This is a genomic window from Methylobacter marinus A45 (assembly GCF_000383855.1).
GTDB classification, from domain to species: Bacteria; Pseudomonadota; Gammaproteobacteria; order Methylococcales; family Methylomonadaceae; genus Methylobacter; species Methylobacter marinus.
In genome coordinates, this window is record NZ_KB912877.1 from 480810 (window position 1) to 505828 (window position 25019).

At 54.9% G+C, this 25019-nt stretch carries 24 protein-coding genes; 14 read left to right on the top strand and 10 right to left on the bottom strand.

All coding sequences use genetic code 11. The features are described from left to right. Nucleotides 1-32: 32 nt before the first annotated feature. Both METMA_RS0102040 and METMA_RS26830 read right to left on the bottom strand, forming a co-directional pair. Nucleotides 33-515 carry an SRPBCC family protein gene (locus tag METMA_RS0102040; RefSeq protein WP_020157397.1) on the bottom strand — a complete coding sequence of 161 codons (483 nt, stop codon included), beginning with the start codon at nt 513-515 and terminating at the stop codon, nt 33-35. Nucleotides 516-1151: 636 nt separating this feature from the next. Beyond that, nucleotides 1152-1628, bottom strand: coding sequence for a hypothetical protein (locus METMA_RS26830; protein ID WP_152565112.1), 477 nt, complete (start codon nt 1626-1628; stop codon nt 1152-1154). A gap of 1345 nt (nt 1629-2973) precedes the next feature. On the opposite strand from METMA_RS26830, the gene METMA_RS0102055 reads away from it, so the two are divergent. From METMA_RS0102055 to METMA_RS0102080, 6 genes are all read left to right on the top strand, one after another. After that, nucleotides 2974-3978: a mechanosensitive ion channel family protein gene (locus METMA_RS0102055; protein ID WP_020157400.1), complete on the top strand. Its 1005-nt coding sequence runs from the start codon at nt 2974-2976 to the stop codon at nt 3976-3978. A gap of 524 nt (nt 3979-4502) precedes the next feature. Beyond that, a complete protein-coding gene (locus METMA_RS0102060; protein WP_020157401.1) occupies nt 4503-4796 on the top strand; it encodes a putative quinol monooxygenase in 294 nt (97 codons plus the stop codon). Nucleotides 4797-4851: 55 nt separating this feature from the next. Further along, nucleotides 4852-5298, top strand: a complete 447-nt coding sequence (locus METMA_RS0102065) for a DUF1772 domain-containing protein (protein WP_020157402.1) — start codon at nt 4852-4854, stop codon at nt 5296-5298. Further along, nucleotides 5295-5789 (top strand): DUF4188 domain-containing protein, encoded by a 495-nt coding sequence (locus METMA_RS0102070; protein WP_020157403.1) that lies wholly within the window; start codon nt 5295-5297, stop codon nt 5787-5789. Before METMA_RS0102065 ends, METMA_RS0102070 begins: the two co-directional genes overlap by 4 nt. Nucleotides 5790-5990: 201 nt before the next feature. Then, nucleotides 5991-6395, top strand: a complete 405-nt coding sequence (locus tag METMA_RS0102075) for a cation-transporting P-type ATPase (protein ID WP_027146972.1) — start codon at nt 5991-5993, stop codon at nt 6393-6395. 396 nt (nt 6396-6791) lie between these two features. Beyond that, nucleotides 6792-7295, top strand: a complete 504-nt coding sequence (locus METMA_RS0102080; protein WP_020157404.1) for a hypothetical protein — start codon at nt 6792-6794, stop codon at nt 7293-7295. A gap of 75 nt (nt 7296-7370) precedes the next feature. Here the strand turns inward: METMA_RS0102080 and METMA_RS0102085 are convergent, their stop codons facing one another. From METMA_RS0102085 to nirB, 4 genes are read right to left on the bottom strand one after another with little or no spacing between them, the layout of a single operon-like run. Further along, nucleotides 7371-10037, bottom strand: a complete 2667-nt coding sequence (locus METMA_RS0102085; protein WP_020157405.1) for a nitrate reductase — start codon at nt 10035-10037, stop codon at nt 7371-7373. Beyond that, nucleotides 10037-11296 carry an NAD(P)/FAD-dependent oxidoreductase gene (locus tag METMA_RS23745; RefSeq protein WP_020157406.1) on the bottom strand — a complete coding sequence of 420 codons (1260 nt, stop codon included), beginning with the start codon at nt 11294-11296 and terminating at the stop codon, nt 10037-10039. The genes METMA_RS0102085 and METMA_RS23745 overlap by 1 nt, the downstream gene beginning before the upstream one ends. A 32-nt stretch (nt 11297-11328) precedes the next feature. Next, the gene (gene nirD / locus METMA_RS0102095) at nt 11329-11682 is read right to left on the bottom strand and encodes a nitrite reductase small subunit NirD (protein WP_027146973.1); all 354 of its coding nucleotides are present in this window, start codon (nt 11680-11682) and stop codon (nt 11329-11331) included. Continuing rightward, nucleotides 11682-14219, bottom strand: a complete 2538-nt coding sequence (nirB, locus tag METMA_RS0102100; protein ID WP_020157408.1) for a nitrite reductase large subunit NirB — start codon at nt 14217-14219, stop codon at nt 11682-11684. Before nirB ends, nirD begins: the two co-directional genes overlap by 1 nt. Before the next feature lie 415 nt (nt 14220-14634). Here nirB and METMA_RS0102105 point away from each other — a divergent pair, with 415 nt between their 5' ends. The 6 genes from METMA_RS0102105 (at nt 14635) to METMA_RS0102130 (ending at nt 17680) form a co-directional block, all read left to right on the top strand. After that, nucleotides 14635-15033 (top strand): bacteriohemerythrin, encoded by a 399-nt coding sequence (locus METMA_RS0102105; RefSeq protein ID WP_020157409.1) that lies wholly within the window; start codon nt 14635-14637, stop codon nt 15031-15033. Nucleotides 15034-15048: 15 nt separating this feature from the next. Further along, nucleotides 15049-15633: an alpha-ketoglutarate-dependent dioxygenase AlkB family protein gene (locus METMA_RS0102110; RefSeq protein ID WP_020157410.1), complete on the top strand. Its 585-nt coding sequence runs from the start codon at nt 15049-15051 to the stop codon at nt 15631-15633. A 239-nt stretch (nt 15634-15872) separates the two neighbouring features. Then, complete coding sequence (locus METMA_RS23750) at nt 15873-16319, top strand: hypothetical protein (protein ID WP_020157411.1); 447 nt, start codon at nt 15873-15875, stop codon at nt 16317-16319. A gap of 90 nt (nt 16320-16409) precedes the next feature. Further along, on the top strand, nt 16410-16583 hold the full coding sequence (locus METMA_RS0102120) for a PCP reductase family protein (RefSeq protein ID WP_020157412.1): 174 nt from the start codon (nt 16410-16412) through the stop codon (nt 16581-16583). Between the two features lie 5 nt (nt 16584-16588). After that, the gene (locus tag METMA_RS0102125) at nt 16589-17224 is read left to right on the top strand and encodes a glutathione S-transferase family protein (RefSeq protein ID WP_020157413.1); all 636 of its coding nucleotides are present in this window, start codon (nt 16589-16591) and stop codon (nt 17222-17224) included. A 99-nt stretch (nt 17225-17323) separates the two neighbouring features. Further along, the gene (locus tag METMA_RS0102130; RefSeq protein ID WP_020157414.1) at nt 17324-17680 is read left to right on the top strand and encodes a hypothetical protein; all 357 of its coding nucleotides are present in this window, start codon (nt 17324-17326) and stop codon (nt 17678-17680) included. Between the two features lie 1022 nt (nt 17681-18702). Here the strand turns inward: METMA_RS0102130 and METMA_RS0102145 are convergent. The 3 genes from METMA_RS0102145 to METMA_RS0102155 form a co-directional block, all read right to left on the bottom strand. Next, the gene (locus METMA_RS0102145; RefSeq protein WP_020157417.1) at nt 18703-19347 is read right to left on the bottom strand and encodes a cupredoxin domain-containing protein; all 645 of its coding nucleotides are present in this window, start codon (nt 19345-19347) and stop codon (nt 18703-18705) included. Then, complete coding sequence (locus METMA_RS0102150) at nt 19344-20945, bottom strand: multicopper oxidase domain-containing protein (protein WP_020157418.1); 1602 nt, start codon at nt 20943-20945, stop codon at nt 19344-19346. Before METMA_RS0102150 ends, METMA_RS0102145 begins: the two co-directional genes overlap by 4 nt. A 209-nt stretch (nt 20946-21154) precedes the next feature. Then, a complete protein-coding gene (locus METMA_RS0102155) occupies nt 21155-22324 on the bottom strand; it encodes a J domain-containing protein (RefSeq protein WP_020157419.1) in 1170 nt (389 codons plus the stop codon). A 480-nt stretch (nt 22325-22804) separates the two neighbouring features. On the opposite strand from METMA_RS0102155, the gene METMA_RS0102160 reads away from it, so the two are divergent. After that, nucleotides 22805-23104, top strand: coding sequence for a hypothetical protein (locus METMA_RS0102160; protein WP_020157420.1), 300 nt, complete (start codon nt 22805-22807; stop codon nt 23102-23104). Between the two features lie 455 nt (nt 23105-23559). On the opposite strand, the gene METMA_RS28170 is transcribed toward METMA_RS0102160, so the two are convergent. After that, nucleotides 23560-23760, bottom strand: coding sequence for a transposase (locus tag METMA_RS28170; protein ID WP_198014448.1), 201 nt, complete (start codon nt 23758-23760; stop codon nt 23560-23562). A gap of 184 nt (nt 23761-23944) precedes the next feature. On the opposite strand from METMA_RS28170, the gene METMA_RS27680 reads away from it, so the two are divergent. Further along, on the top strand, nt 23945-24883 hold the full coding sequence (locus METMA_RS27680; protein ID WP_020157421.1) for a V-type ATPase 116kDa subunit family protein: 939 nt from the start codon (nt 23945-23947) through the stop codon (nt 24881-24883). The last annotated feature ends 136 nt before the right edge of the window (nt 24884-25019 follow it).

Genomic DNA, 25019 nt, shown 5'->3' on the forward strand with positions numbered 1-25019 from the left:
AACTCCAGTATTTCTGATAACAGCCAGTCAAGTTAGTTGCATTCGGCGGCGATTAAATTTTTAATATTCTCAACTGTGTTTTCCGCCCCATCTTCAATGGCGACCCGTATCAGTTTTTCAAACGGACGCATAAAAACTTCAAGTTCCAGTAATTCAAAGCGAAAGGTCAGGTGCGTAGGTTGTGCTTGTTCACCACTAGCCAGTAAATAGCTGTGCTTGTAGGGCGCGGTCAAGCCTTGAAAAATCAGTTTGATAAACGGTTGATAATCGGTAATTTCAAAAACCGACTCGACCTCCGCGCCGCTGTCCTTGCGTACTTGTTTGGCTTTGGCGCCGACAAAAACCTGTTTGCCGTCCAGGGGCTCAAATTCAACAACTTCTTGCGCCCATTTGGGATAGTTGTCGAAAAAATGCTCCCCGATGAACGAAAAAACATCGTGAATTGACTTGTCGATTTCAATGCTGGCTTCGCCGGCGACCGGCCTGGATGAATCAAATGGAAACTTGATTCTCATGGAATTCCCCCTCACAACTGAGCGAATCGCTCAACTTAAATAATATTTTTACCTGAAAGCACCAATAACAACCTTATTAGACCGACTATGAGCATTGCTATTCATTACCAGTAACGAGTGCTACGGCGCATAATCAGTTCCGGGAATTCAGCATAAACAATCGCTGTTCTGATTATTACCTGATGTTATGCAGTAGGTTGAATTCAGATCGGTTTAGGAACGCGCATAAAATAACTTCCTCAAGTGCGCGGATGAATTTCCGGTGTAGGTGCGAAGTTATTCGCACAGTGCGAATAACTTCGCACCTACAATTCCCTGAATTATTCCATGCCCATTACTTAGCTAAGCGTCGCTAGCGCGACGGTTTGGTTTAATCGGGTTTCACGAAAAACATCCCTGTTTTTCGCCTTAACAGGCGACTATGTCGTGCTGCAAATCGGCAGTCCTGCCGATTTGTCCTGTACTCCTCGCTCTTGTGCCCCTTGCGGATATTCGACGAGAGTTATGCTGCCATCGATGTATGGATAAAGGCTGATGGGATAAAAAGCTGGCTCAGGAATGATAAACATTGAAAACAAAAAAAGGTGAAGCACTCGCCTTGTACTTCACCTTTTCTCTTAACGAATGGATAAAACTTTATTCTCCAAATGGCCACCACCAGCGTTTTTGAGCGCCGGGCGCGTCGCCATTGGCTTTACCCTCGGTGCGCTGGCGGATGTTTTCCATTTGCCGCTGTCTTTGCTCCATGCCAGACGCATCAGTTCTTTCCCTGATTTGTTGTTCGCTGCGCTCGCGGATTTGCTGCCCGCTACCCTGATCCTGATGAATTCTTTCCCGAATTTGTTGCTCCTGCCTTTCCTGGAATTTGTCAGTATCCTGCCGCAGATTGCCGCGCTGTTCTTCAAATCGCTTCTGCTGATCTTGCCCTCGTTCGCGCATTTGATTTTCCTGACGCTGGCGCAGTTGGTCAAAGCGTCCCTGCTGGGGGCCGCCACCCGCGCCCGCGCCTTGCCCGCCGCCCCTGCCGCCGCCACCGGCTCCGGCATGGCCAGGCACCGTCAACACTAAAGCCGAAACGATCAGTAATCCTTGAAGTATTTGTTTGTTGTGCATGGTTTTACCCCCTTGGTAAGCCAGGTTGATAAACCCGGCATTCAGAAACACCTTAGCCGGACTTCAGCAAAGAGCCGGCCCGACCAAGGGCTGTAAAAGTTGGTTAAACTAGTACTCAGTCAGTCTTGTTCTGGCGAGTAAAAAGTTGCAGAGCATTCATGGCATGCGAATAGTGCGAATACCCTAAAGGGCACAAGTGAATTCGCACCTACAGCTTATCCGCCATAATTAAATTGACTGAGTACTAGTGCTCAAATGGAACTGAATATATTCATTTATTACATGCCGGCTTCGTATTATTTGTTGATTAGGAACGGGAATGAAATAAGACCCGCAAATGAGGCAGGATTTCTGTTCCTGTTCAACGACTGCATGGATGCAGGAGGTAGAGCAACGCATGGAGCAGTTGCCGAGGCGCGCAAACAGGCGCATAGCCAGCTATGTAACTGTTTGCGCAAAGCTTCCGCTCCTGCTCACGCCCCTTACCTACATCCCTGTAGGCAACGCCGAAGAGGGACGGAAAGACAAGTCAGTTGCGGGAATTATAAAATTCACGTTCCTTAGTTAATGATCAATAACGCCGCTAAAGGCCCGCGGCACAATTTAATAGCCGTTAATTCTCAGTCAACGGTTCTTAACTGGTGCTGAGCATCAGTATAAGCTAATTTACTATTGTAAGTTGTTACTGACTTGTTATTTTTTTGTTAGGGCTCCGGCATATCGCTTTGAACCCAATCAACAACCAGCCCATCGAACAGATCCGGACAACGGCTGAAACCGGCTGGCACAAGCGATGCCAAACCAGTGGAATTTGCGCGTTACCGCCTTGTCCAAGGAAGTAACTGATGTTACGCAGACAATTGACTCAGGCGCCGGCAGGGGCGGATTCGGTCAAAAAACTTCCTCCGCCATTCCTTCAGGCCTAAGGCCGTCCCTGTGGGAGCGATGCCTACATCGCGACTTGCCGGGTGGTATTGAATCGCGATGTAGGCATCGCTCCCACTACTGCGGTTGCCCCCATTTATAAACCCGGCCGGTCAGGGAAACAATGTCCATGTTCGACGCTGCGGACGGCATGAGCCTCTGTCTGTGCGTAACGTCAGGAAGTAGTTTTCCAGGGCCGGCTTGAGCGCTTGCGCGACAGCGCCAGCAACATGATTAAAACTCGAAAAGAGTGAACCCGACCGAACGGTCATGAAGAAAGGCTGGCAAACATGCGCCCGGCCGTGAAGGAAACCGATGGGACGTCGCCGTTCCGCGCGCCTGGGCCTGACAATCCGGGCACCGGTAGCCGCCCTTTCACGCCAAACGGTCTTTTGCCGCGAAACAGCGATGGAGGCAGGCTATGAAATTCAACCTTAGCGAAGCGACCGGCTCCGTGCAGGCGATGGTCAACGGCTTTATTGAAAGGCTGCCCTATTTCGCTATCGCTGTCGTTGTCTTTGTTATTTTTCTGTTCATCGGCAAGGGCATACGCGCGGCCGTGCGCGCCGTCACGCAGCGCAACCGCCGCCACTACAATCTGGGCCTGGTCATGGGCCGGCTCAGTTATGGCCTGATTATCTTCTTCGGCCTGCTCATTGCCCTGGTCATCGCCATTCCCGGCTTTACACCCGGCGAGCTCGTCAACATTCTGGGGCTGTCCAGCGTCGCCATCGGCTTTGCCTTTCGCGACATCCTGCAAAATTTTCTGGCCGGGATTCTGCTGCTGTTGGCCGAGCCCTTCCGCATCGGCGACCAGATCATCCTCAACGATTTCGAGGGCACGGTCGAGGACATCCAGACCCGCGCCACCTTCATCAAAACCTACGACGGGCGGCGTGTCGTGATTCCCAATTCCAATCTTTTCACCAACTCGGTCACGGTGAATACCGCCTACAAGAAGCGGCGCCTCCAGTATGACATCAACATCGGCTACGGCGACGACATCGCCCATGCCAAGCGTATCCTGCTCGACACCGTGCGCGAGATTCCCGAAGCGCTCGATTACCCGGAACCCGATGCGCTGGTCGTTAACCTGGCAGACAGCAGCGTCACTATCCGCTTACGCTGGTGGGTACAGCCGCCGCGCCGGTTCGAAAGCCTCAACGCCCTGGATGTTGTTCTGGAAAAGGTTGCCAACGCGCTGATATCCGAAGGCTTCGATCTGCCGTTCCCGACTCAGCAGATTCTTTTCCATGACCAGACCGAGGAATCCGACGGCGACCGTTCCCGCCAGCGCGAGGGCTGGCCGCCAGGCAAAGGCGAAATCCCGCGTCCGGCGCGCATCGTCGATGCCCTGCGTGATTTGAAAAAGGCCCGTTCAGCCGGACGGAACGGCAAGCCTCATGAAACGGATCAAAATCCGTGAAGCCCTGGCCGGTGCCTTGCCAGCACAGGATCAATCCGAACGGCGACTCCATGCGCAAAAATTGAATGGCTTGACCCCGGCTGAATACTTGGGGTAAAAATTCACGGATCTGGAGGCATCAGGTTGCGGGTGGCTCGAATTCACCAAACGCCTGCTATTACACAGTTTAGTGCGAATAAATTCGCACCTACGCGCGCACTGCCACTCAAGCGATGTGGTCAGTGTAAATTGAATAAAGATCGCTCTAACAATCTGTCGCCAGCGCGGCAAGCAGGATATAAGCGATCCCTGCGGAACATCAGGCAGAATAGGCGGCAAGATCCAGAGCATCAAGAGACACTCCTATCAGCGCTGTGTCTCATGTGCCATGAACTGAGCTTCATTAAGCCCGTTTGTCGGGCAAGGTTTCAAGGCAACACTTGAATAATTGGCAGGCGACTGCCGAAGACGCATCCCTGGCCGCTTAGTTTAATGGTTAGCGGACAGCCGAATTACATTACGCTGAAATATATCGGAGAAAACAAATGATTACGGTTATCTGGGATACCTGGTTAAAGCCGGGTACGGAAGAACAAGGCCTCCGCCTCACGCGTCAGGTATGGTCGGACATGCGCCGCTTTGACGGTTATGTTTCGCACCGGCTTTTCATCGATCAGGACGAGCCGGGGCACATCATCGCCATCGCCGACTGGCGAAGCCGCGCGGACGCGGATGCCGTCCGGGAAAAATACCAGAATTCCGAAACCATCCGCCAGCTCATCGCGCTTCTCGCCCGCCCCCGGGAGCGCTGGATAACATGCGAGGACCAGGCATCATAAAACAAATCCGACATCTCAAGCCGCGGTACGCGCTTATGCAAAAAGGTGAACGACGATGTTGAAGACCCTGCGTTTTGTCAGTTTCCTGTTCACGGCGCTGGCGCTGGCTGTCGCGCTGGCTCACGCGCTGGAATTGCCGAACAAAATCACTCTGTCCCGCGAGGATTACCTGACCGTCCAGCAAATCTACCGGGGCTGGGCCCTGCTAGGCATTATTGAAATTGCCGCCCTGCTCTCTACCCTGGCTTTAGCGTTTAAGGTCTCGCGTGATCCGAAAGTATTCGGTTTAACGCTGTCGGCCTTGCTTTGTATCGCGGCCGCCCTGGCCGTGTTCTTCCTGTTCACCTATCCGGCCAATCAGCAGACGGCCAACTGGACGCGCTTGCCCGGCAACTGGGCGGATCTCCGAAAACAGTGGGAATACTCCCATGCCACGCGCGCGGGCCTGTTTCTGATTGCCTTGAATTTACAAATTCTAACGGTTCTGCGGAGAAACGAATGAGCGATGCCATAGACAATTTATTCACCGACCGCATGAGCGCCGAAATCGAAGGCGATTTCGTCGTCTTCCTCATCGGCATGCGGATTAACAAGCCCTGGAAAGTGCGTAGCTGGTGGCCCGTGTTTTCCGCCATGCCGAAAATGATCAGGGAGCTTGAGGCCCACCCGGAACTCGGAATGCTGAACCACATCAGCGGCCTCCGCTTGAGCGTTCAGTACTGGCGCTCGTTCGACCAGCTGGAAGCCTATGCCCGAAGTAAAGACAACGCCCATCTTCCCGCCTGGAAAGCCTTTAATGATTCGGTGAGCAAGAGTCGCGGCGACGTTGGCATATGGCATGAGACCTACCAGATAAGAGCCGGCGAATACGAGACCGCGTACAGCGGCATGCCACGATTCGGCCTGGGCGCCGCCGGGACGCTCGTGCCGGCCACGGGATATAGAGAGACTGCGCGTGGAAGACTGACGCTCAAGCAAAATACTGATACCTGACAAACCGTTGGCGGCTTCAGGCCGGCTTGCCCTCCGGCATTTCGGCGCCGCCGATAGTGTTTTTCGCAATACGCCACCGACGACTCAGCCAGATCACCCTCCCCTTCTCCGGCATGTAAGCATCGTGCGCCGGGTTGACAAAACCGGCACTTGGAAGCCACTCTAGAAAGTTGTTCCAAGTAAATAAAAAACAAAAAAATTATGAAAGCAAAAAAGCATCCGAAAAACCGGCCATGGCATGCCCTGCCTGTCGAAGACGTTTATGAAGCTCTTTCCAGTTCCGAGCGGGGGTTAAGCGAGCAGGAAGCTGAACAACGCCTTAGCCGCCACGGCGCGAACAAGCTGACGGCAGCAAGAGGCCGCAGCCCGATCAGGCGCTTCCTCAGCCAGTTCCATAATGTACTGATTTATGTATTGCTGATTGCCGGCGCCATCACGGCGGCGATCGGGCACTGGATAGACAGCGGCGTGATTGTGGGCATGGTCCTGATTAATGCGTTCATCGACTACCAGAAAAATCCTTTCCGCCGCATCACATATCTATGGCTGCTTACCCAGTGGGCTGCCTGTGATTTTAGTTTTATGGAATGCAAGGGTCGAGGTTAGGTTCCCAAACCCTGCATTTCGAATGCGTTTCAGGCTGCATCAGGCTTTGGCACTGCTATGTTGACTGAACTCGCCGCTGAATCGAAACTCAAAATTTTATTTTTCAAGAATGCCTGTCTTGAACGAGAGCGCTATGAAACTCGCATCCGTCCATTATTAGCCGGAATTTGGCGAACATAGGCAATTCCCCAGGACACTGACCCGGCTGAAAAACATTAATCATGATAATCGAACAAATTTTATTTCATATTACGTCGATTAATCCGATGAAAAGCGAGGCTGGTGCCGTTAAATGCCATCCGTTTCTTGATCATGCCTGTCGCCCTGTTTCCGGCCCGACTCCTTATCGCTTCGTGAACGATTCATATAAAGTAATCCAACTCAAGGAGAACTGACATGAGTACAAAAACCGATTTTTCTTCTGTTGAATGGGAAGTTCTGCGGGATGCTCCTCATCTTGTCGTTCTTGCGGTCGCCGCTGCCGGTAGCAGCGGGATTTTCGGAAGCATCGCCGAGGCAATAGCACCGTCCGGGACTATTGTTGACGCCTTGAAAGGCAGCAACCAGCTATTACGTGAGGTTTGCGGAAAGGAGGAGGTGAAGGCATCGATCGAGTCAATCAAAGGCCTGGCAAAAACCGGAGACAGTTTTGCCGACATCCAGGCCGCCTTTCGCAAGGAAGCAATTGCCAAATCACGAACCGCCCTCGATATTTTGCGGCAAAAAGGATCGCCTGAAGATATAGCCGCGTACAGAAATTTCCTCGTCACGCTCGGCGACAAGGTCGCCAGTGCCGCGAAAGAAGGCGACTTCCTGGGCTTCGGCGGCGAGCGGGTCAGCGAGCACGAGCGAAGCTTGCTGGCCGAATTGGCCAAAGCGGTAGGCGCAGCACAGGCTTGACACGCATTCGACAGAAACCCGGCATTTCTACGGCACCAAATGCCGGGTTGTTCGCAAAGCGCCAACCCGGCTAACCTACAACAACAACGCCTTGATCTCCGGTATGCACGAGCCGCAATTGGTGCCGGCTTTCAGGCAGCGGCCGACTTCCTGGTGGGTTTTCAGGCCTTTTTCGCGGATGGCCGAGCGCAGGGTTTTCTCGCCGACGTTGAAACAGGAGCAGACCACGGCGCCGGTATCGGGCGTGCCCAAGGGCGGCATGCCGGTCAGCAGCGCGGTTATTTCCTCCGGCGCCAGCTGCGGCTTGTTGAACAGGCCGGTCAGCCAGCTGCGCTCGGGCAGGCCGTTATCGGTCGAGACGAAAAACACGGTTTCCAGCCGGTTATCGACCGCCTGCGCCATTCGGTAACTGCCGGCGCCGGTATCCTGGAATTCCTGCCATTTTGCCGCCGTTCCGGCATCCCCCAGATGCTGGCGCAACCAGGCTGGCCAATCCTCCCCGGGAGTGGTATCGCCGGCCAGTTCGTAACGATAAAACTGCTTGCCCTTGATCTTGACCCAGTATTCCGGCCCGTCGATGGCCTGCTCAGCGCGGGACAGCATAAAGCCCTGCCAGCGCGGCTGCCAGGCCCGGATGCGGACCGGCGTATGCTTGCTTTCCGGCTGTTTGGAGACGGGATCGAGCGCCGGATTGATCAGCACGCCCATGCGCCCCTGGCTGGCGTATTGCCCGGTCCAGTGCATGGGCACAAAAACACTGCCCGACTGCTGGCCGTCGCTGACCTGCACGCGCGCGATCATGGCGCCCCAGCGACTTTCCAGGCGCGCCAGGGATTTGTTCTCCAGGCCGTAGCGTCGCGCGTCGTCGGGATGCACCTCGACAAAAGGCTCGGGCCTGTGCTGATTTAACCGGGCGGCGATGGCGGTACGGGTCATGGTGTGCCATTGGTCGCGCAGGCGGCCGGTATTCAGGATCAGCGGGTAGTCCTGATCGGGCGGATTAACGGGCGCCCGGGGTGTAACGGCTATGAACCGGGCTTTGCCGGAATCGGTAAAAAACCGCCCATCCCCGAAAAGGCGCGCCCTGCCCTGCGCATGCGCCTGATTGACCGGCCATTGTATCGGCTGCAATTGTTCGTAGGCCGCGGGCTGTAGATCGGCCAGCGCGGAAATATCGAAATCGCGGCGCCCATGCTCGCAATCGTTTTCATAGCCGGACAAGGCCGCATGTTCACGGAAAATCTCGACCGCGCTCTGATAGGGAAACGCCTGCCCGAAGCCCATGCGCCGGGCAACCTGCGTGATAATCCACCAGTCCGGCCTGGCCTCGCCGGCGGGGTCCAGCAAGGCCCGCTGCCGCGAGATGCGGCGCTCGGAATTGGTCACGGTGCCGTCTTTCTCGCTCCAGCCCTGCGCGGGCAGCAGCACATGGGCGAAAGCGGCCGTGTCGGTCCGGGCCATGCAATCGGAGACCACGACCAGCGGGCAGCGCTGCAGCGCCCGCTTGACTTTGTCGGCATCGGGCAGGCTGACGACCGGATTGGTCGCCATGATCCATACCGCCTTGACCTTGCCTTCGTCGATGGCATCGAACAGTTCGACGGCCGAATAGCCGGGCTTGCGCGCGATATTCGGACTGCCCCAGAAGCGCGCGACGCGTTCGATGTCCGCCGCGCTGGAAAAATCCATATGCGCGGCCAGCTGATGCGACAGGCCGCCCACTTCGCGCCCGCCCATCGCGTTCGGCTGGCCGGTCAGCGAAAAAGGCCCCATGCCGGGCCGGCCGATTCGGCCAGTGGCCAGATGGCAGTTGATGATCGCGTTGACTTTGTCGGTGCCGGACGAGGACTGGTTGACGCCCTGGCTGTACAGGCTCATGACTTTTTCATGGCCGGCAAACCAGCTGTAGAAGCGCCGTACATCGTCCGGATCGAGCCTGCAGCCGGCGGCCACCTGGTCGATGCCGGCCGCGGCAGCCCGCAGGGCGGCGGCGAAACCTTCGGTGTGCGCGTCGATATAGCGGTGGCTGATCGCATCCTGCTCATGCAGATAATGCAGCAGGCCGTTGAACAGCAAGGCGTCCGAGCCGCTGGCCAGCGGCAAATGCAGATCGGCGATATCGCAGGTGGCGGTGCGGCGCGGATCGATGACCACGACTTTTACCGCCGGGTTGGCTTCCCTGGCGGCGCGGATGCGCTGGAAACTGACCGGATGACACCAGGCCGCATTGGAGCCGACCAGTACGAACAGTTCGGCCTGTTCGTAATCGTCATAGCAGCCGGGCACGGTATCGGCGCCGAACGCGCGCTTATGACCCGCGACCGAGGACGACATGCACAACCGGCTGTTGGTGTCGATGTTGGCACTGCCGATAAAGCCTTTCATGAGCTTGTTGGCGACGTAGTAATCCTCGGTCAGCAGCTGGCCGGAGCCGTAGATGGCCACCGATTCCGGTCCGTATTTGGCTATCATGCCCAGAAACCCGCCGGCCACAAAGCCCAGCGCCTCGTCCCAACTGCTGTCGCGGCCCTGAATCCTGGGCTGCAGCAGCCTGTCCTTCAGTTCCAGCGTGTCGGCCAGAGCCGAGCCCTTGGAACAGAGCCGGCCGAAATTGGCCGGATGCTCCGGATCGCCTTGAATCCGCACCTGCCGGGTCTGCGCGTTGACCTGCGCTTCAATGCCGCAACCGACGCCGCAATAAGGGCACGTGGTTTTTATCGTTTCCGTCGCCAGGGCATCCATCAACAGGCCTCCTTCAGGATTGGACGGTTGCCGTCGAGATAAGCCTTGCCGAAAATCAGTCCATCCCGGATGCCGGCGATATTTTCCTGCTGCTCCAGCAGTTCCTGATACCACAGCGCATCCACCGTGTCGCCGTAGAGCACGGCCCCGATGATGCGGTTGTCATCGATCACCAGCTTTTTATAGATGCCCAGTTCCGGGTTGGTAAACCGGATGCTGTCGCAACTGTCGTCGTCGCCGGTAAAATCGCCGACCGAGAACAGGTTGATGCCGGTCACCTTGAGCTTGGTCGACGTCGGCAGCGTGACATAGCCGGCCATGCCGTGGGCGCTCAGATGATTGGCGCAGACTTTGGCCTGCTCGAACAGCGGCGCGACCAGGCCAAACGTGGCGCCGCGATGCTGAATGCATTCCCCGACCGCGTAAACGCTGGGATCGTAGGTTTGCAGCGTGTCGTTGACGACGATGCCGCGTTCGCAATAAAGGCCCGCCTCGCGCGCCAGCGTCATGTTCGGTTTCACGCCGATGGCCATGACGAACAGATCGCAGGGCAGTTCGCCGCCGTCCGCGAACAGCACGGCCCGGACATGCCCGTTGTCGTCGCCCAGCAAGCACTCGGTTTTCGCCGCCATCCTGAACCCGATGCCGCGCCGTTCCAGCTCCATTCGCAGCATCTCTCCCGCTTGACGATCCATCTGCCGGTTCAGCAATACGTCGCAGTTGTGAATGACAGTTACGTCCATGCCGCGCCGCGCCAAGCCGCTCGCCGCTTCCAGCCCCAACAGTCCGCCCCCCAGCACGACCGCTCTTTGCCGGCTGCGGCTGTAGTCCAGCATGGTGTTGACGTCGACAATATCGCGAAAGCTGATCACGCCTTCCAGGTCGTTGCCGGGTATATCGGCAATGATGGGCCTGGAGCCGGTGGCGATCAGCAGTCGGTCATATTCGGCGCAGGTGCCGTCCTTGGCGTAGACCCTGTTCAGGCCGCGCTCGATGCGCACCACGGCCTTATCCGGTCCGGCGTGCAGGCGGATGCCGTTGTCGGCGTACCACTGGCGGTCGTTGATGACGATCTCCTCGATGGTCTTTTCGCCGCACAGCACCGAGGACAGCAGGATGCGGTTGTAATTGCCGTATGGCTCGGCCCCGAACACGGTAATTTCATACTGGTCGGGCGCGGCGGACAGAAGTTCCTCCACGGTTTTCATGCCCGCCATGCCATTACCGATAACGACCAGTCGCTGTTTCTTGCTGTTCATAAGTGCTCCTGCTCCGGTCTCATCGATACGCGTTATAGTTCATTGTCCGATTCCGCCGGCAAACCGATACGGACCCTGCCGTCCTCGATGCGCACACCATAAACGGTTATGCCGACTTTTTCATCTTCCAGGCACACGCCGGTTTCCAGATTGAAATGCTGTTTGTACAGCGGCGAGGCAACCATCGGCTGGCCCTTGATGTCGCCGATCAGGCCGCGCGACAGCACGTTGGCGCGCCCGATCGGATCGTAGTTGCTGACCGCGTAAACGGCCGCCTTGTTTGGCTGATAAAAAACCGCCACCTGCCGCTGATCGGCAACCAGGGCGCAAACACCGGCATGCGGCTGCAAATCGTCAACACTGCAAATATCTACCCATTGAGTCATCATGCTATCTCCAGTAACTTAAAGTGTTTGCGTTCCTGTTCGTCGGCCGGCCGGATCTGGCCGCGCTCCTCGACGAACACGATGTTATCGTCTGCCTGATCGCTGTTGACGAAGTGGCGGAACCGTTTCAGCCGTTCCTCATCGGCCAGCGTGGCTTTCCATTCGCATTGATAAGTCTCCCTCACTCGACGCATTTGCTGCTCGAGATCCTCGCCCAAGCCCAGCCGGTCATCGATGATGACCGAGCGCAGATAGTCCAGGCCGCCTTCCATGTTTTCCAGCCACACCGATGTCCGTTGCAGACGGTCGGCGGTGCGTACATAAAAGATCAGGAAACGGTCGATGTATTTGATCAGCGTTTCCTTGTCGAGATTGGTCGCGAACAGATCGGCATGACGGGGCTTCATGCCGCCGTTGCCGCAGACATAGAGGTTCCAGCCGTTCTCGGTGGCGATGACGCCGACATCCTTGCCTTGCGCTTCGGCGCATTCGCGCGTGCAGCCCGAGACGGCGAATTTGATCTTGTGCGGCGAGCGCAAGCCCTTGTAGCGGTTTTCCAGCTCGATCGCCAGACCGACGCTGTCGCCGACGCCGTAACGGCACCAGGTGCTGCCGACGCAGGATTTGACCGTGCGCAGGGCTTTGCCGTAGGCATGGCCGGATTCGAAGCCGGCGGCGATCAGTTCGCTCCATATCGCCGGCAATTGGTCGACCCGTGCGCCTAGCAGGTCGACGCGCTGGCCGCCGGTGATTTTGGTATAGAGTTTGTACTTCTTGCCGACCTGTCCCAGCGCGATCAGCATGTCGGGGCTGATTTCCCCGCCGCTGATGCGTGGGACCACGGAATAAGTGCCGTCCTTTTGCATGTTGGCCAGGAAAATGTCGTTGGTATCCTGCAATCCCAGATGCTCCTGCTTCAAAACGTACTCATTCCAGTACGAAGCAAGAATATTGCCGACGGCCGGCTTACAGATATCGCAGCCGTCGCCTTGGCCGAATTGTTCCAGCAACTCGGCAAAAGTCCTGATCTGCTTGACCATTATCTGGTTGTACAGATCCTGTCGTGTATAGGGGAAATGCTCGCACAGGTGGTTGTTGACCTCGAAGCCCAGCTTGGTCAGCTCGCTGTCCACCACCGATTTCAGCAGAGCGCCGCAGCCGCCGCAGCCGGTTCCGGCCTTGGTTTCCGCTTTCAGCTGGTTGACGGTGGTGCATCCGGCCTGCACGGCCCCGCAGATTTGTTCCTTGGACACATTGTAGCAGGAGCAGATCTGGGCCGAAGCCGGCAGGAGATCGGGACCGAGCGCGGCAGGCGCCGCGGCGTCATGCGACAGGATCAGGGAATCGGGATTTTCCGGCAGGGTAATGCCGTTCAGGCAATATTGCAGCAAGGTATCGTAATCCGACGTGTCGCCGACCAGCACGGCGCCCAGCAGCTGCTTTCTGTCCTCGCTGACCACCAGACGCTTGTAGATTTCCCGGGCGCCGTCCTGATAGCTGTAAACCAGCGCACCCGGCGTATTGGCATGCGCGTCGCCGATGCTGCCCACATCCACGCCCATCAGCTTCAGTTTGGTGCTCATGTCGGCGCCGGTGAAGGCGGCGGCCTCGCCGGCCAGGTCGTCGATGACCGTGCGCGCCATCGCGTAACCGGGCGCGACCAAGCCGAAAATCGTGTCGTTCCAGAGCGCGCACTCGCCGATCGCATAAATGGATTCATCGGACGTGCGGCACTGGTCGTTTATCACGATGCCGCCCTTGACGCCCACGTCCAGGCCACAATCTCGGGCGATTTCGTCGCGCGGCCGGATGCCGGCTGAGAACAGCACGATATCGGTTTCGAGTTCGCCGCCGTCGGCGAAGGACATCTTGTTCACGCAGCGCTCGCCTTCCGTAATCATGCGGGTGTTGGTAGCGGTGTGGACAATCACGCCCAGCTCCTCGATTTTGCGCTTCAACAGCGCGCCGCCGGTTTCATCGAGCTGAACCGCCATCAGGCGCGGCGCGAACTCGATCACATGCGTCTCCAGCCCCAGATCCTTCAGCGCCTTGGCCGCTTCCAGCCCCAGCAGGCCTCCGCCGACCACGGTCCCGACTTTGGCGTTCTCGGCCGCGGCGGCAATGGCCTCGAGGTCATCAATGGTGCGGTAAACCAGGCACTGCGGCCGGCCGTTTCCCAGTATCGGCGGCACAAAGCAGTAGGAACCCGTCGCCAGCACCAGTTTGTCATAAGAAACAATTTCGCCTTTCGCCGAGGTGACGGTTTGATTGACTCTGTCGATTTTTACCGCTTTCTCGTTCAGATGCAGGCTGATGCCGTTCCGGTCAAAAAAGTCCCGATCCGCCAGAGCCAGATCTTCAGCTGATTTGCCCGAGAAAAAAGATGACAAATGAACACGGTCATAAGCCGGTCTCGGCTCCTCGCAAAAAGTAACGATGTCGTAAAGTTCCCTGGCCGGACTGTTCATCAGACCACTCAGAAAATACTGCCCAACCATACCGTTACCGATGACAACCAGTGTTTGTTTCATGCTCATGACCACCTCAATATCTCATGTGAATACGTGTATGCATGCAATCTGCAAGGGCTATGCCATGATATATAACACATTGATTCAACAGTGAATTACTGATTGTCTGGTTGCTAACGGCATGCGCAGGATACGCATAGCGTGCGCTACGCTGGTGCATGCCACGCCAATTAGGTGCGATTGCTCGTAAAATGAACAGGCAGGCAAGGGCAAACCCGTGTGTTCGCCCTTGCCCAACGGTTCACCTTTGGCCAGCGGTTCTCCGATAATTTATTGTGCACCCGAAACAGGGCGGACACGCAGGTCCGCCCCTACAATGCATCCGCCGACAACCGGCCGCCACAATCCTAAGGCTGGCATAAAATCTGCTTATCATTGAATCGCCCCCCCTTGAATTTTGGAACGCGAAGGTATCTATTAGATGACACCATTAATCGAAAAAAACGGCTTTATTCTGGTCGGCCATGATCCGATCGATTACGATCATGATGAATTCGTCATGCTGCTGAGCCGGCTGAATACAGCCGATAACAATGATTTCCCGGCCTTGTTTCAGGAATTGTTTGAACATACCGAGCAGCATTTTGAGCGAGAGAACCGGCTCATGGAACAATCGGCTTTTCCGGCGCAAACCGAACATAAAGGGGAACACCTGCGGGTTCTGGGCGAATTCAAGCAATTCAAGAAGCGGGTCGATAAGGGCATGATCGCCTTCGGACGCTCGTTTGCCAGGGAGCGCCTGCCGCAATGGTTCGAACTGCATGTCACGACCATGGACAGCGTGCTGGCCGCGCACCTGAATACGCGGTCTCAAGGGTAAATCAAGGGTGGGGGCATGAACCAGTTTTTCTGCGCCGAGCTTGAGCTTATTGAAGCCTTTTACAGTGCTTCCGAAAGCGAACGACTTTATCAACGTCTGCTGCGGGAACAAAATTGGCCCGATAACCGATACACCGTCGCCGGACGGCAATTTACCCTGCCCCGTTTGCAGACCTGGCATGCCGACCCGGGCATTGTCTACAGCTACAGTAACAACCTGCTGCAAACCCGGCCATGGACGCCGTTGTTATACGCTATCCGGGCAAAAATCGAGGACCGGCTGAATTACCGTTTCAATTCGGTTCTGGTTAATCTGTACCGGAACGGTGAGGATTATGTCGGCTGGCATGCGGATAATGAACCGGAACTGGGCGACCGCCCCTTTATCGCCTCATTGACTTTCGGCGCCGAGCGGCAGTTTGCCTTCCGTCATAAACAATCATTCGAACAGGGTCAGGTGTTATTGCGCAGCGGTTCATTATTAGTCATGCAGCCTGATTTCCAGCACCATTGGCTGCACAGCATTCCAATGCAGAAAAATGTCAGTCGGGAACGGATAAACCTGACCTTCCGTAAGGTGCTGGCGCCTTCCGGCCAGTGACAGGTTTACCGTGCTGCCGTTCGCGCGCCTGGTCGCATTTACGACAATATAAAGCCCTGTGTCGCCCGTGGAATGCAAGAAATACAACAAAGTGCCCGGCCTCCCGCCTGCCTGATGGGGGGTTTCCAGGCAAGGTTCCCTGCCGGGACGCAGGCTTTAACCGGTTTCCGACTCATTTCCTCCCTAATAAACTTAGGTTCCGCTCAACAGCTGGCATCCTGTTTGCTAGGCACTTCAGCATGAATGAAACCATTATCATAACCACCGGACCGGACAACCTATCCCGCCAGGATGCGGGCATGGACGCCGGCCCTGCCAGTACCGGCGAAGCGGCGTTAGCGGATTATGTCGCCCGCTGGGCGACGGCCAATCCCCTGTCCCCCGAGCATGTGGATTGCGCCACGACGGTAATGCTCAAAATCCTCGACGGCAAATGCAAGATGAAGACGGAGGAAAAGATCATCATGACACTGCTTTATGATCAGGTGAAAACCCATCGCGGCGAACGGCTGGGCGATGATCTGCATGAGCTGATCGCCCGCGCCCGCGACCAACTCACCGATGAGATGAAAAACTTTATTTATGAACAACGCGTTCTGGCGGAGACCATGATTTCCCGTCCCGTCATGAAAGGCTTCAAAACAATGATCCGGCAACGGGGGCTGTTCGAGGATGGAAAAATATAGAAAGGATCACCCTAAAAAATTCAAGCGCGTTTTTTACCTGACCACCCGGCGGCGCACGACCATCGTCACCAATCCGCCAAGGAGAATCACATGAACAACGAGTTACTGCCCTGGGATGAAGAGGCGCTCAAGCGCCTGGAAAAAATTCCCGTGTTCGTCCGCCACATGGCCAAGAGTAAAATCGAACAAGCCGCCAAGGCCGCCGGCGAAAGCACGGTCACCGTCGCATTCATGGATGCCAATAAAGCAAAACTGATGGGCTAGGCGCGATGGCGAACCTGAAACTCTATATGACCCCCGGTTCCTGCTCGACGGGCATCCATATCCTGATGGAAGAACTGGAGCTCATCTTCGAGGCTTATATCGTCAACCTGCCGGCCGGCGATCAATTCAAACCGGCCTACACGGCCATCAATCCCAAGTCCACGATCCCGACCCTGGTCAAACCCGACGGCACGGCCATCACCGAATTCTGTGCCATCGCCTACTGGCTGGCGCGCACCCATCCCAAGGCCAGGCTCATGCCGGGCGATGCGGACGGCGATACATTCGTGCTCGAAACCATGAACTACGTTGTCAGCGCCATTCACATGCAGGGCTTTACCCGTATTTTCACTACCGACCATTACGCCTTTAACGAAGCCGATATGGAACGCACCAAGGCCCAGGGCGAAACCATTGTCAAAAAAGGCTTTGCCATCATCGACAAGCAACTGGCGGGCAAAGCCTACGTAGCTGGCGAATTCTCCATCGCCGACGCCGCGCTCTTTTATTGCGAATTCTGGGCGGTACGCATCGGCATCAACCTGCCGGAACACTGCCTGGCCCATTACCAGCGCATGCTCAAGCGACGGGCGGTCAGACAGGTATTGATGGAGGAAGGCTATTCATCCTTGTTTCAATAGCGCCCCTGGCTTGCCTGCTTCACCCCTTACCCGTAACGGGTCCCGGCCGGCCATCGTAAAAAACGCCTGACATGCCCTGCCCGTGTACTGGAATGAATTATGAAAGAAACGGTAAAAAATATCTGGAGCCTGAATAAGGACCCCGCCATCAAGGCCATTCTCATCATGCTGCAGCATGAAGTCGGTCCGAACGGATTCATGCTGCTGGACGAAAGCCTCCTGAACGAAAAGGCGGTGCGTATCATATACCCGCCCACGCGCCGGGAGTTGTCCGCCTATGTTTACAGTTATGCCCAGCGCGAGAACCATTATGGCCTCGACCTGGAATTCCCCTACCTGATCGAAACCCGGGCTGACGACCAAAGCATCCGCCTCAACGACCTGACCGCTGAAGAAGTCTTGAAAAAAATGATCGACCATCTGGGAATCAGGCCGGTCAAAGCCAACCCGTCATGAACCGGTGCGCTGCATTCTGGCGACCGAGCCATTCAGCCCGCGCCGTTTTACGCCAACGCTCCAGGAGGATAGCTTTCCGGTGCACGGAGATTTTCCAACGTAGATGCGAATTCATTCGCACTATGAGCATAACCTCAGAGGCAAAAGCATTTAGACCGGGTTGAAGCTTTAGCGGAAGCCCGGCCTGGACGGGCCGAAATGCCGGGTTTACCAATCAGGACCAGCGCGGCTGATGATAAACGTTACCATAACTGATGTTACGCACGGGTGATTTCATCCCGTTTGCCGCGCCGAGCACCGCAGCTTTCGTCGAGAATAGCCCGAAGGGGCGCTTCATGGATGAAGCGCGTTGCCAAAGGGACAGGAGTCCCTTTTGGCAACCCTTGGCGAAAGCGAGGAGCACAGGATGCAAGCGGCAACCGGGCGGCCTTTTCTTTGGTTACTTTCTTTTGGCCGCGCAAAAGAAAGTAACTCGCCTTCGGGTGCGATAAACCCGATTAAATAAAACCGTCGCGCTAGCGACACTTTATTAAATCGATCTAACTTCTACTGGCCGCGTAACATCAGTTAAATAAGTATTCGTACGAATAAACTCCTCAGTGGCCTTTTGCTAGTATAACCACCGTCGAAGAGCAATAGCTCCCATGCTCTTCGACAATTTTGTCTCTACTTTATAAAGACCACCTCCCACCACCCCCCCACAATTTCTGGTGGTCTTTTTTTTTCTTTTTCTTCCCTATCCCGAAACCTTCCGCTCCAGGCTAGTGCATTTATTCATTAGTCGAAAACATTACCTTCAGGCATTCGCCGCCTTGAAAGACAAGCCATTCACTGACCGGCAGGACGCCAGCGGTATTCATAATTCCGGTAGGGTACGCATCGCGTACCTTTTGGGATGGTTTACACCGGAACCGCTGGAAAAGGTACGCACTGCGTACCCTACTATATTTTTCAGGCAGGCCTGTCAATAACAAAACTCAATTTTCACAACAATCGTTGCTTTCAAGTAAGGGTTGATTGCTCTAGCGCTTGATCCTGTTCAGCAATAAAAGCACCGCAGCCCCGGCAAAAAACGAAACCAGCAAGGCGCCCCAGGCGCTTTTATCCCAGTCCACCTCATAGGAATCCGGTATCACGGCCGCCGACAGGCCCGGAATGCTCGGCAAATCGCCATCGCCGCCGTCCACTTTCAACTGCGCCTTCATGCCTTTTTCCATGTGCTGGGGCACTTCGCAATGGACCAGATAGGTCTTGCGCTGACTGGGCACGATAAATGACGCCGTCTTCTGGCCCGGCCCGTAGATTTCCATCGTGAACATGCCTTGCGGGTAGATATAGCCCGGCAGATCGTGAATCATGAACTGGTGCCGGATCTTGTCCTCGTTGATGAACGTGACGTTGATGCGCGAACAGGGCGGCGCTTCCCACTGCTGCTGGTCGAACGCGTACATGATGCCGTTGAATTTCCTGGCGTATTTATGGCCGGCGCGGACCGTAATATTGACGTCGCCGGCGATTTTCTGGCAGTCGCGCGGCAACTTGTCGGTATTGCTGTTCATGATCATGCCGGTTTCGTCCATGATCATGCCGTTATGGTTCATGGCGGCCAGAGCCGGTTGAGCGCCGGCCAGCGCCATCAATAAAATCAAATGCTTGGTAAAACTCATTCCGCTGCTCCTTTCTTAAAGCCGCGCACGAGGTAGAACACCAGCGCGAACAGCAACCCGACCGTCAGGCCGAAGGCGGTGATTTTCAGATAATTCGGTGCCAGAAGGCCGGCTTCGCCCAGCAGCTGCGCAAATTCGCCCGTCGCCCACATCGGGGTCTGGCGCGCGTAGTAAGCACTGGTGAAGAACCGATCGAAGGCGCCGTCATGCAATTTCGGCATGCCCTGCCCGTCGATGTAATCGCGGTATACGACCAGAGAGATATTCCCGCCCGGCTCCACGCCGTCATTGGTCGTGCCGATTTCGACATGATCGTGGAACATCCAGACGCCTTCGCCATCGTTATGAAGACCGTCATTGGTCGTGTCCAGCTTGATATCGACGCGCTGCGCCGATGAAATATCGACCACGTCGCGTATGATCTGCATGGCCTCGGGCTGTTCGATGCCGTCGTAATGCGTGACCGTGGCCTTATGGCCGTGGAAATGCAGCGCCACGGCCGAGTTCTGGGTATTGGCGACGCGCAATTTGATCTTTTCATTGGGTCCGGTAACGATCAGGTCGTCGCGCAGCGTGTACGGGAAGGCATGGCCGTTCAGCAGGAAATAGTTTTCCCGCGATTCGGTCATGTTGAATTCGCGGTTCATTTTTTTCTCGATCAGACGCGGATCGTTGGCTTCCTGGATGATTTTCGCCAGGCGCTTGTCGACGGACTGATAATGCAAGTCATATTCCTGATTATATTCCGCCCTGACGCCGACCGACGGATGCCGCACGTGCCCCCCGCCGATATTGAAGGTCTGCAGCCAGTTGTTCGGGCGATTCTCTTCCACGATGAACATGCCCGCCATGCCCATCATGACGTGCTTGTCGGTCTGTACATGGCAGTGATAAAGCATGGTGCCGGCCGTCCGGGGCTTCAGTTCATACGTGTGGCTGTCGCCCGGAAAAACGGCCATGTCGCCGCCGTGCGCGTCGCCGTCGTTTTCGCCGCCGTCCGCTGTTCTCCAGGGGTGATCGACGCCGTGCAAATGAATCGTGTGCGGGAAGTAATGCGTGTTTTCCAGGGTGATATAGACCTGATCGCCCTGCTCGACGCGAATCACCGGCGACGGCGCGCGCAGGAAATAATTGGCCTGGTTGGAGCCGTAATGCTTCACCGCCATGTCGCTGGTCTTGGGCGCGAATACCCACAGCCCCGGCTGCACGCCCGGCAACACATCATAACTGGGGATCAGGAAATCGCCGTCGGGCGATTTGCCGTTAAGCTCGATGACCTCCAGCTTGATGCGGATGATATCGGGGTCGCCGTCGCCGTCCAGGTCGTCGGTTTTGGTCAGCGCGTCTTCGGACAGATGCGTGCTCATCTGGGTAGGCATGGAAACGTTATTGACGCCCTTGACGAAGGCGGCGATGTCGTACGGATTGTCGGGACTGCACGCCAGCGATTCGGCGATCTCGACGCCGTCGATAGTCTGGGCTTGGCGCCATTCGGGATGCTCGTCCTTGCAGGGCTTTTCAAAGCCGGCCGGTCTGGCCAGCCTGGACTGCGTGGAAGGGGAATTGAGATCGGCTTCTTCGAATTTGCCGGGTCGCAACCAAACTGCCAGGGGAATTAATAGAACAATCAGGAGAAGACTTAATAAACGTATGTATTTATTCTGCATTTTTAGACAACTGTACAGCAAGATTCAACTAAACGCGCCACTATACCGAAAATTTTCCGGCTGGGAAGCATTAGCCTGAATATTTCACCACTATCCGCCCCCGGATTCGCCTGAACTCCCTGTGGTTCATGAGGTGGGATTTACTTAAAATCGAACGGCATCATGCCCTCGAAAAAGAAATCATCAAAATCATCCGGCACTGAGTTTTTTGGCATTTTATAGCTTTTCAGCCATGCTTTAAGCGCTGCAGGATCCTGAAAGGTTTCAATCTCTTTTCGAATGACCGTTATATCCGCCTGTAGCTTTTTAATATCCTGCACCAGCATTGCCATCAGTTGCCTGGGCGATAGAAGCGCATAGAAAGGCAGATCCATTTGCAATTTAAACGCCCCTTCAATTTGATCGATTTCCTGATCCAGCTCTGATAATTGTTCTTTCAGTATTTTGTTGAAATGCTTTAAACGGCTGTCGGCCATCCGGCTTAAGTGGGCCGGATCGATTTGCTCGATTTCCAGCTGCAATTCCAATAACTGCAATAAGTCTTTTTTGCCGTAAGCGGTATTGACGCGCTGCATCAACTCCGTTTTGCGGGCGCGTTCCTGTGCATCCGGCTCGCGGTCGGGATGCAGTGTGGCGACCAATTTCCGATAAACCTCCTGAACCGACTTGCTCGCCAATGCCTCTTCCTCTTTTTGGCGCGCTTCTTTTTCCAATTGCCTTTTGGTTTTTTTACGCTGTTTAACCGGCTCCGCCGGTTGCTCTTTTGATTGGACTTCCGCCTGCTCTTGCAGCTTTTCCTGCAAGTGGGCGTGGAATTTTTCCGGCGAACTGATATCGACGTCATCCCCCAAGTCCACATTGAACATACCTTCCGCCAGGCTTTTCATCAGCTCGCCAACCGCGGCTTCCGTCTCTTGATGAATGGTATCGTAATCATCGTCACTGTATTTATTGAACAAGGACTTCGGTTCATCGTTATTCAACTCGGGAATCAACTGCTCGCATACCTCGCAAATAAGCTGCTTCATTTTCAATTTGTAGGATTTTTTAAACAGTGACTTACCGTAAAACTGATCCAATAACCGCACCCATTCCAGTTTCTGGTTATATAAGATCTCTACGGCAGGCTCGTATTCCCGCTCAACCTTTTGGTAATACAAGGGAATGGTTTCTTTCCACTCGATCAGGCGCTTTTTCTGGCGATCAATCTTTTTGGTCAGGCTATTGAATTGTTTTTGGGCGGCGGATAAGGTGGTTTTCCCATCGGATTTTGTAGCAATGCGAACGATTTTGCTTTTAGGTTGAGTCATGGCGCAAATCTCATGATTGAGCGGATAGAAAATTGTAGAAAAAAAATGAAGGTTGTACTGGAATAGCCAAATTCCGACTCCAGAAAACGCACTGCAATGATGCATGGGGCGCTGCCCTCACACGGCAGCCGTTCGAACGTGAAAAACCAGGAATTTTACTACGCATCAACGAATTGATCCAAGTCAGCGGATTTAAGGCCATGAATTAAGAATCAGACGCGCTAATCACTATAACTCCCGCTTGAACCGGCTTCTGCGCGCATCGCCACCCGCTCCCTGGAGCGGTTGAGGGATTACCGACAAATTGTTTCGAAAGCCACCACGCACGACCTCCAAAAATCCTCAAATCCATAATAAAATCAATGTATTATAAATAACAATCAGCATGGCATTTTACTTGCTTCCTAGGGAATTGCCGGATTGCCAGCCTCCTAATGGTGTATATCCGGGCGTTTTTTTCCTGGTTAACGAGGTGTTGATATGTTCGAAGTCATACTATTATTTCTCGTCATGTTTTTAATTGCGGCATGCGCTTTTCTGCCTTTAGGTTACAGCATGCTGCATTTTTCCAAATCCGCCGCCGGCAAATCCGGATCGGCGTCCGTTTCAAAGCCGAAAATCCCTGAGGACTCAATGCTCAGACGGCATTTTCTGACTCATCTGCAAAGTGAAATCGAAGCCGCTTTGTTTCCGCGTCCTAGCGACTCCACTTTGCAGCGCCATTACGATGCCCTGGTCGCCGCCGAACTGGAGAATCGTCTGGCCGCTTTAGCCGATTGAAATACAAACAGCCATGTCGGGTTGCACGGCATGCTTGCGGCTTTGGGCCGATTTCCGGCTCACGGCCGCGGCCTTTGCATCATTCCACCCTGCTACAACCAACCTAGCCTGAATATTTCACCACGAAGGACACGAAGTACACGAAGGCTTTTCAATTCAATTAATTGCAAATATTTCATAATGAGCTCATGAAGTTATCTGTGAGAAATGATAATGCCATGATTTTCTTCGTGTTCTTCGTGTTCTCTGTGGTTTCATGAAATATCCGGGCTAGTACTCAGTCAGCCTTGTTCTGACGAGTAAAATTTGCAGAGCATTCATAGCGTGCGAATAGTGCGAATACCCTGAAGGGCACAAGTACCCATAGGGCATAAATGAATTCGCACCTACAATTTACCCGCCATAATTAAATTGACTGAGTACTAGCACCCAGCTTCCGAAATATATCCGATAACCTATACGAGCAAAGGCTTGCCAATGTAAGTCCAGAGAAACGGCTTTGCCAAGGTCTCGTTGAAGAATTCAATAAAAGCCAGGATACGCTGATTCAAAATTTCAGTTGAAGCAAAGCTACCGCGTTTGAGAAACCGGCGGCTCAGGATCCCGAACCAGATTTCAACCTGGTTGAGCCATGAGCAATGTTTTGGGGTATACACAAAACGGATACGCTACCCGATGTCTTGCAAGAACTCTGCGCGAGAGCCCATATTGAGCAGAATACCGGACTTGCCTTTCTCACCCAGTGCTGTTTTACGCCACACAATCCGGCCACGCATTCCACCAGTGAGGCCGATTTATGAGTATTGAGCTGGCAAAGTTGGCTATCAATGTCTGCGTCCCATGTCGGGTGCACTCGAACTCGTGCAGTTCCAGCTTACCTTGCAGTTCTTACGCGAATATCCGCATCGAAGACGGCAAAGCCGGGACATCAGCCGTTTCGATGCCTTAGAAGTCGAACGCAAGACGCTCGATGTCCGGCGGCGGTTGCTGGAGTTCACCGATGAACGCGATTTTCTGATCAAGCGCATTCAGGACATGCGTCCGTGGGGCGATTTCGTTTTTTCGCCGCTGCATGAAATGGGCAATCTCCGCTTCTGGTTCTATGTAGTGCCGCACCGCGATATGCCCAAAGTGGCGGAACTGGGGCTGCCCTATGAGATCGTCAAAAAGGATAACCGTAATAGTTATGTCGTAGTCATTTCCGAAAACGAGCCTGAAGGCATGCCCGTCAATCGCACGCATATAGGCTACCAGCCCCGGCATGTCCTGGAGGCTCTCCTTGAAGACGTGGAACTGGCTATCGAGGATGTGCAAGCGGAACGCGCCTATTTGACCCGCTGGTATACACTGATCAAGGACAATATCGCCACACTGGAAGATCAAGCCGCATTGACAGCCGCGCTGAATCAGACTTACACGCGCCACGAAATGTTCGGGTTACGCGGCTGGGTGCCGCAGAATCGCCTCCCGCAACTTACCGATTATGCGCGTCGCCATCGGGTGCATATTGATACCCGGGAAGCAGAGCCTGACGACAACCCGCCGACTTGTATGGAGAATCCATCCTGGCTTTCGGCCGGCGAGGATCTGGTCAATTTCTACATGACACCGGGTTACCGTACCTGGGCCCCTTCTCCAGTCGTATTCATCTCTTTTGCACTGTTTTTCGCGATGATTCTGGCCGATGCCGGCTATGCGCTGCTGCTGGGCACTCTGCTGCTCTTCTTTTGGCGCAAGATGGGTGCTTCGCGGGCAGGAAGACGCTTTCGGCCACCTTAGGACCCGGCCTGCTTGGGCAAGTTTTCGACGGCTTGTTGAACCCTTTGCATGTGCTGGCGAAAAAATATGGCTTTTTTCTGCCGCGCGGCGTTTCTGTTTCGCCGCTGGACACCAATAAAAAGTGGCAGTTCACGCC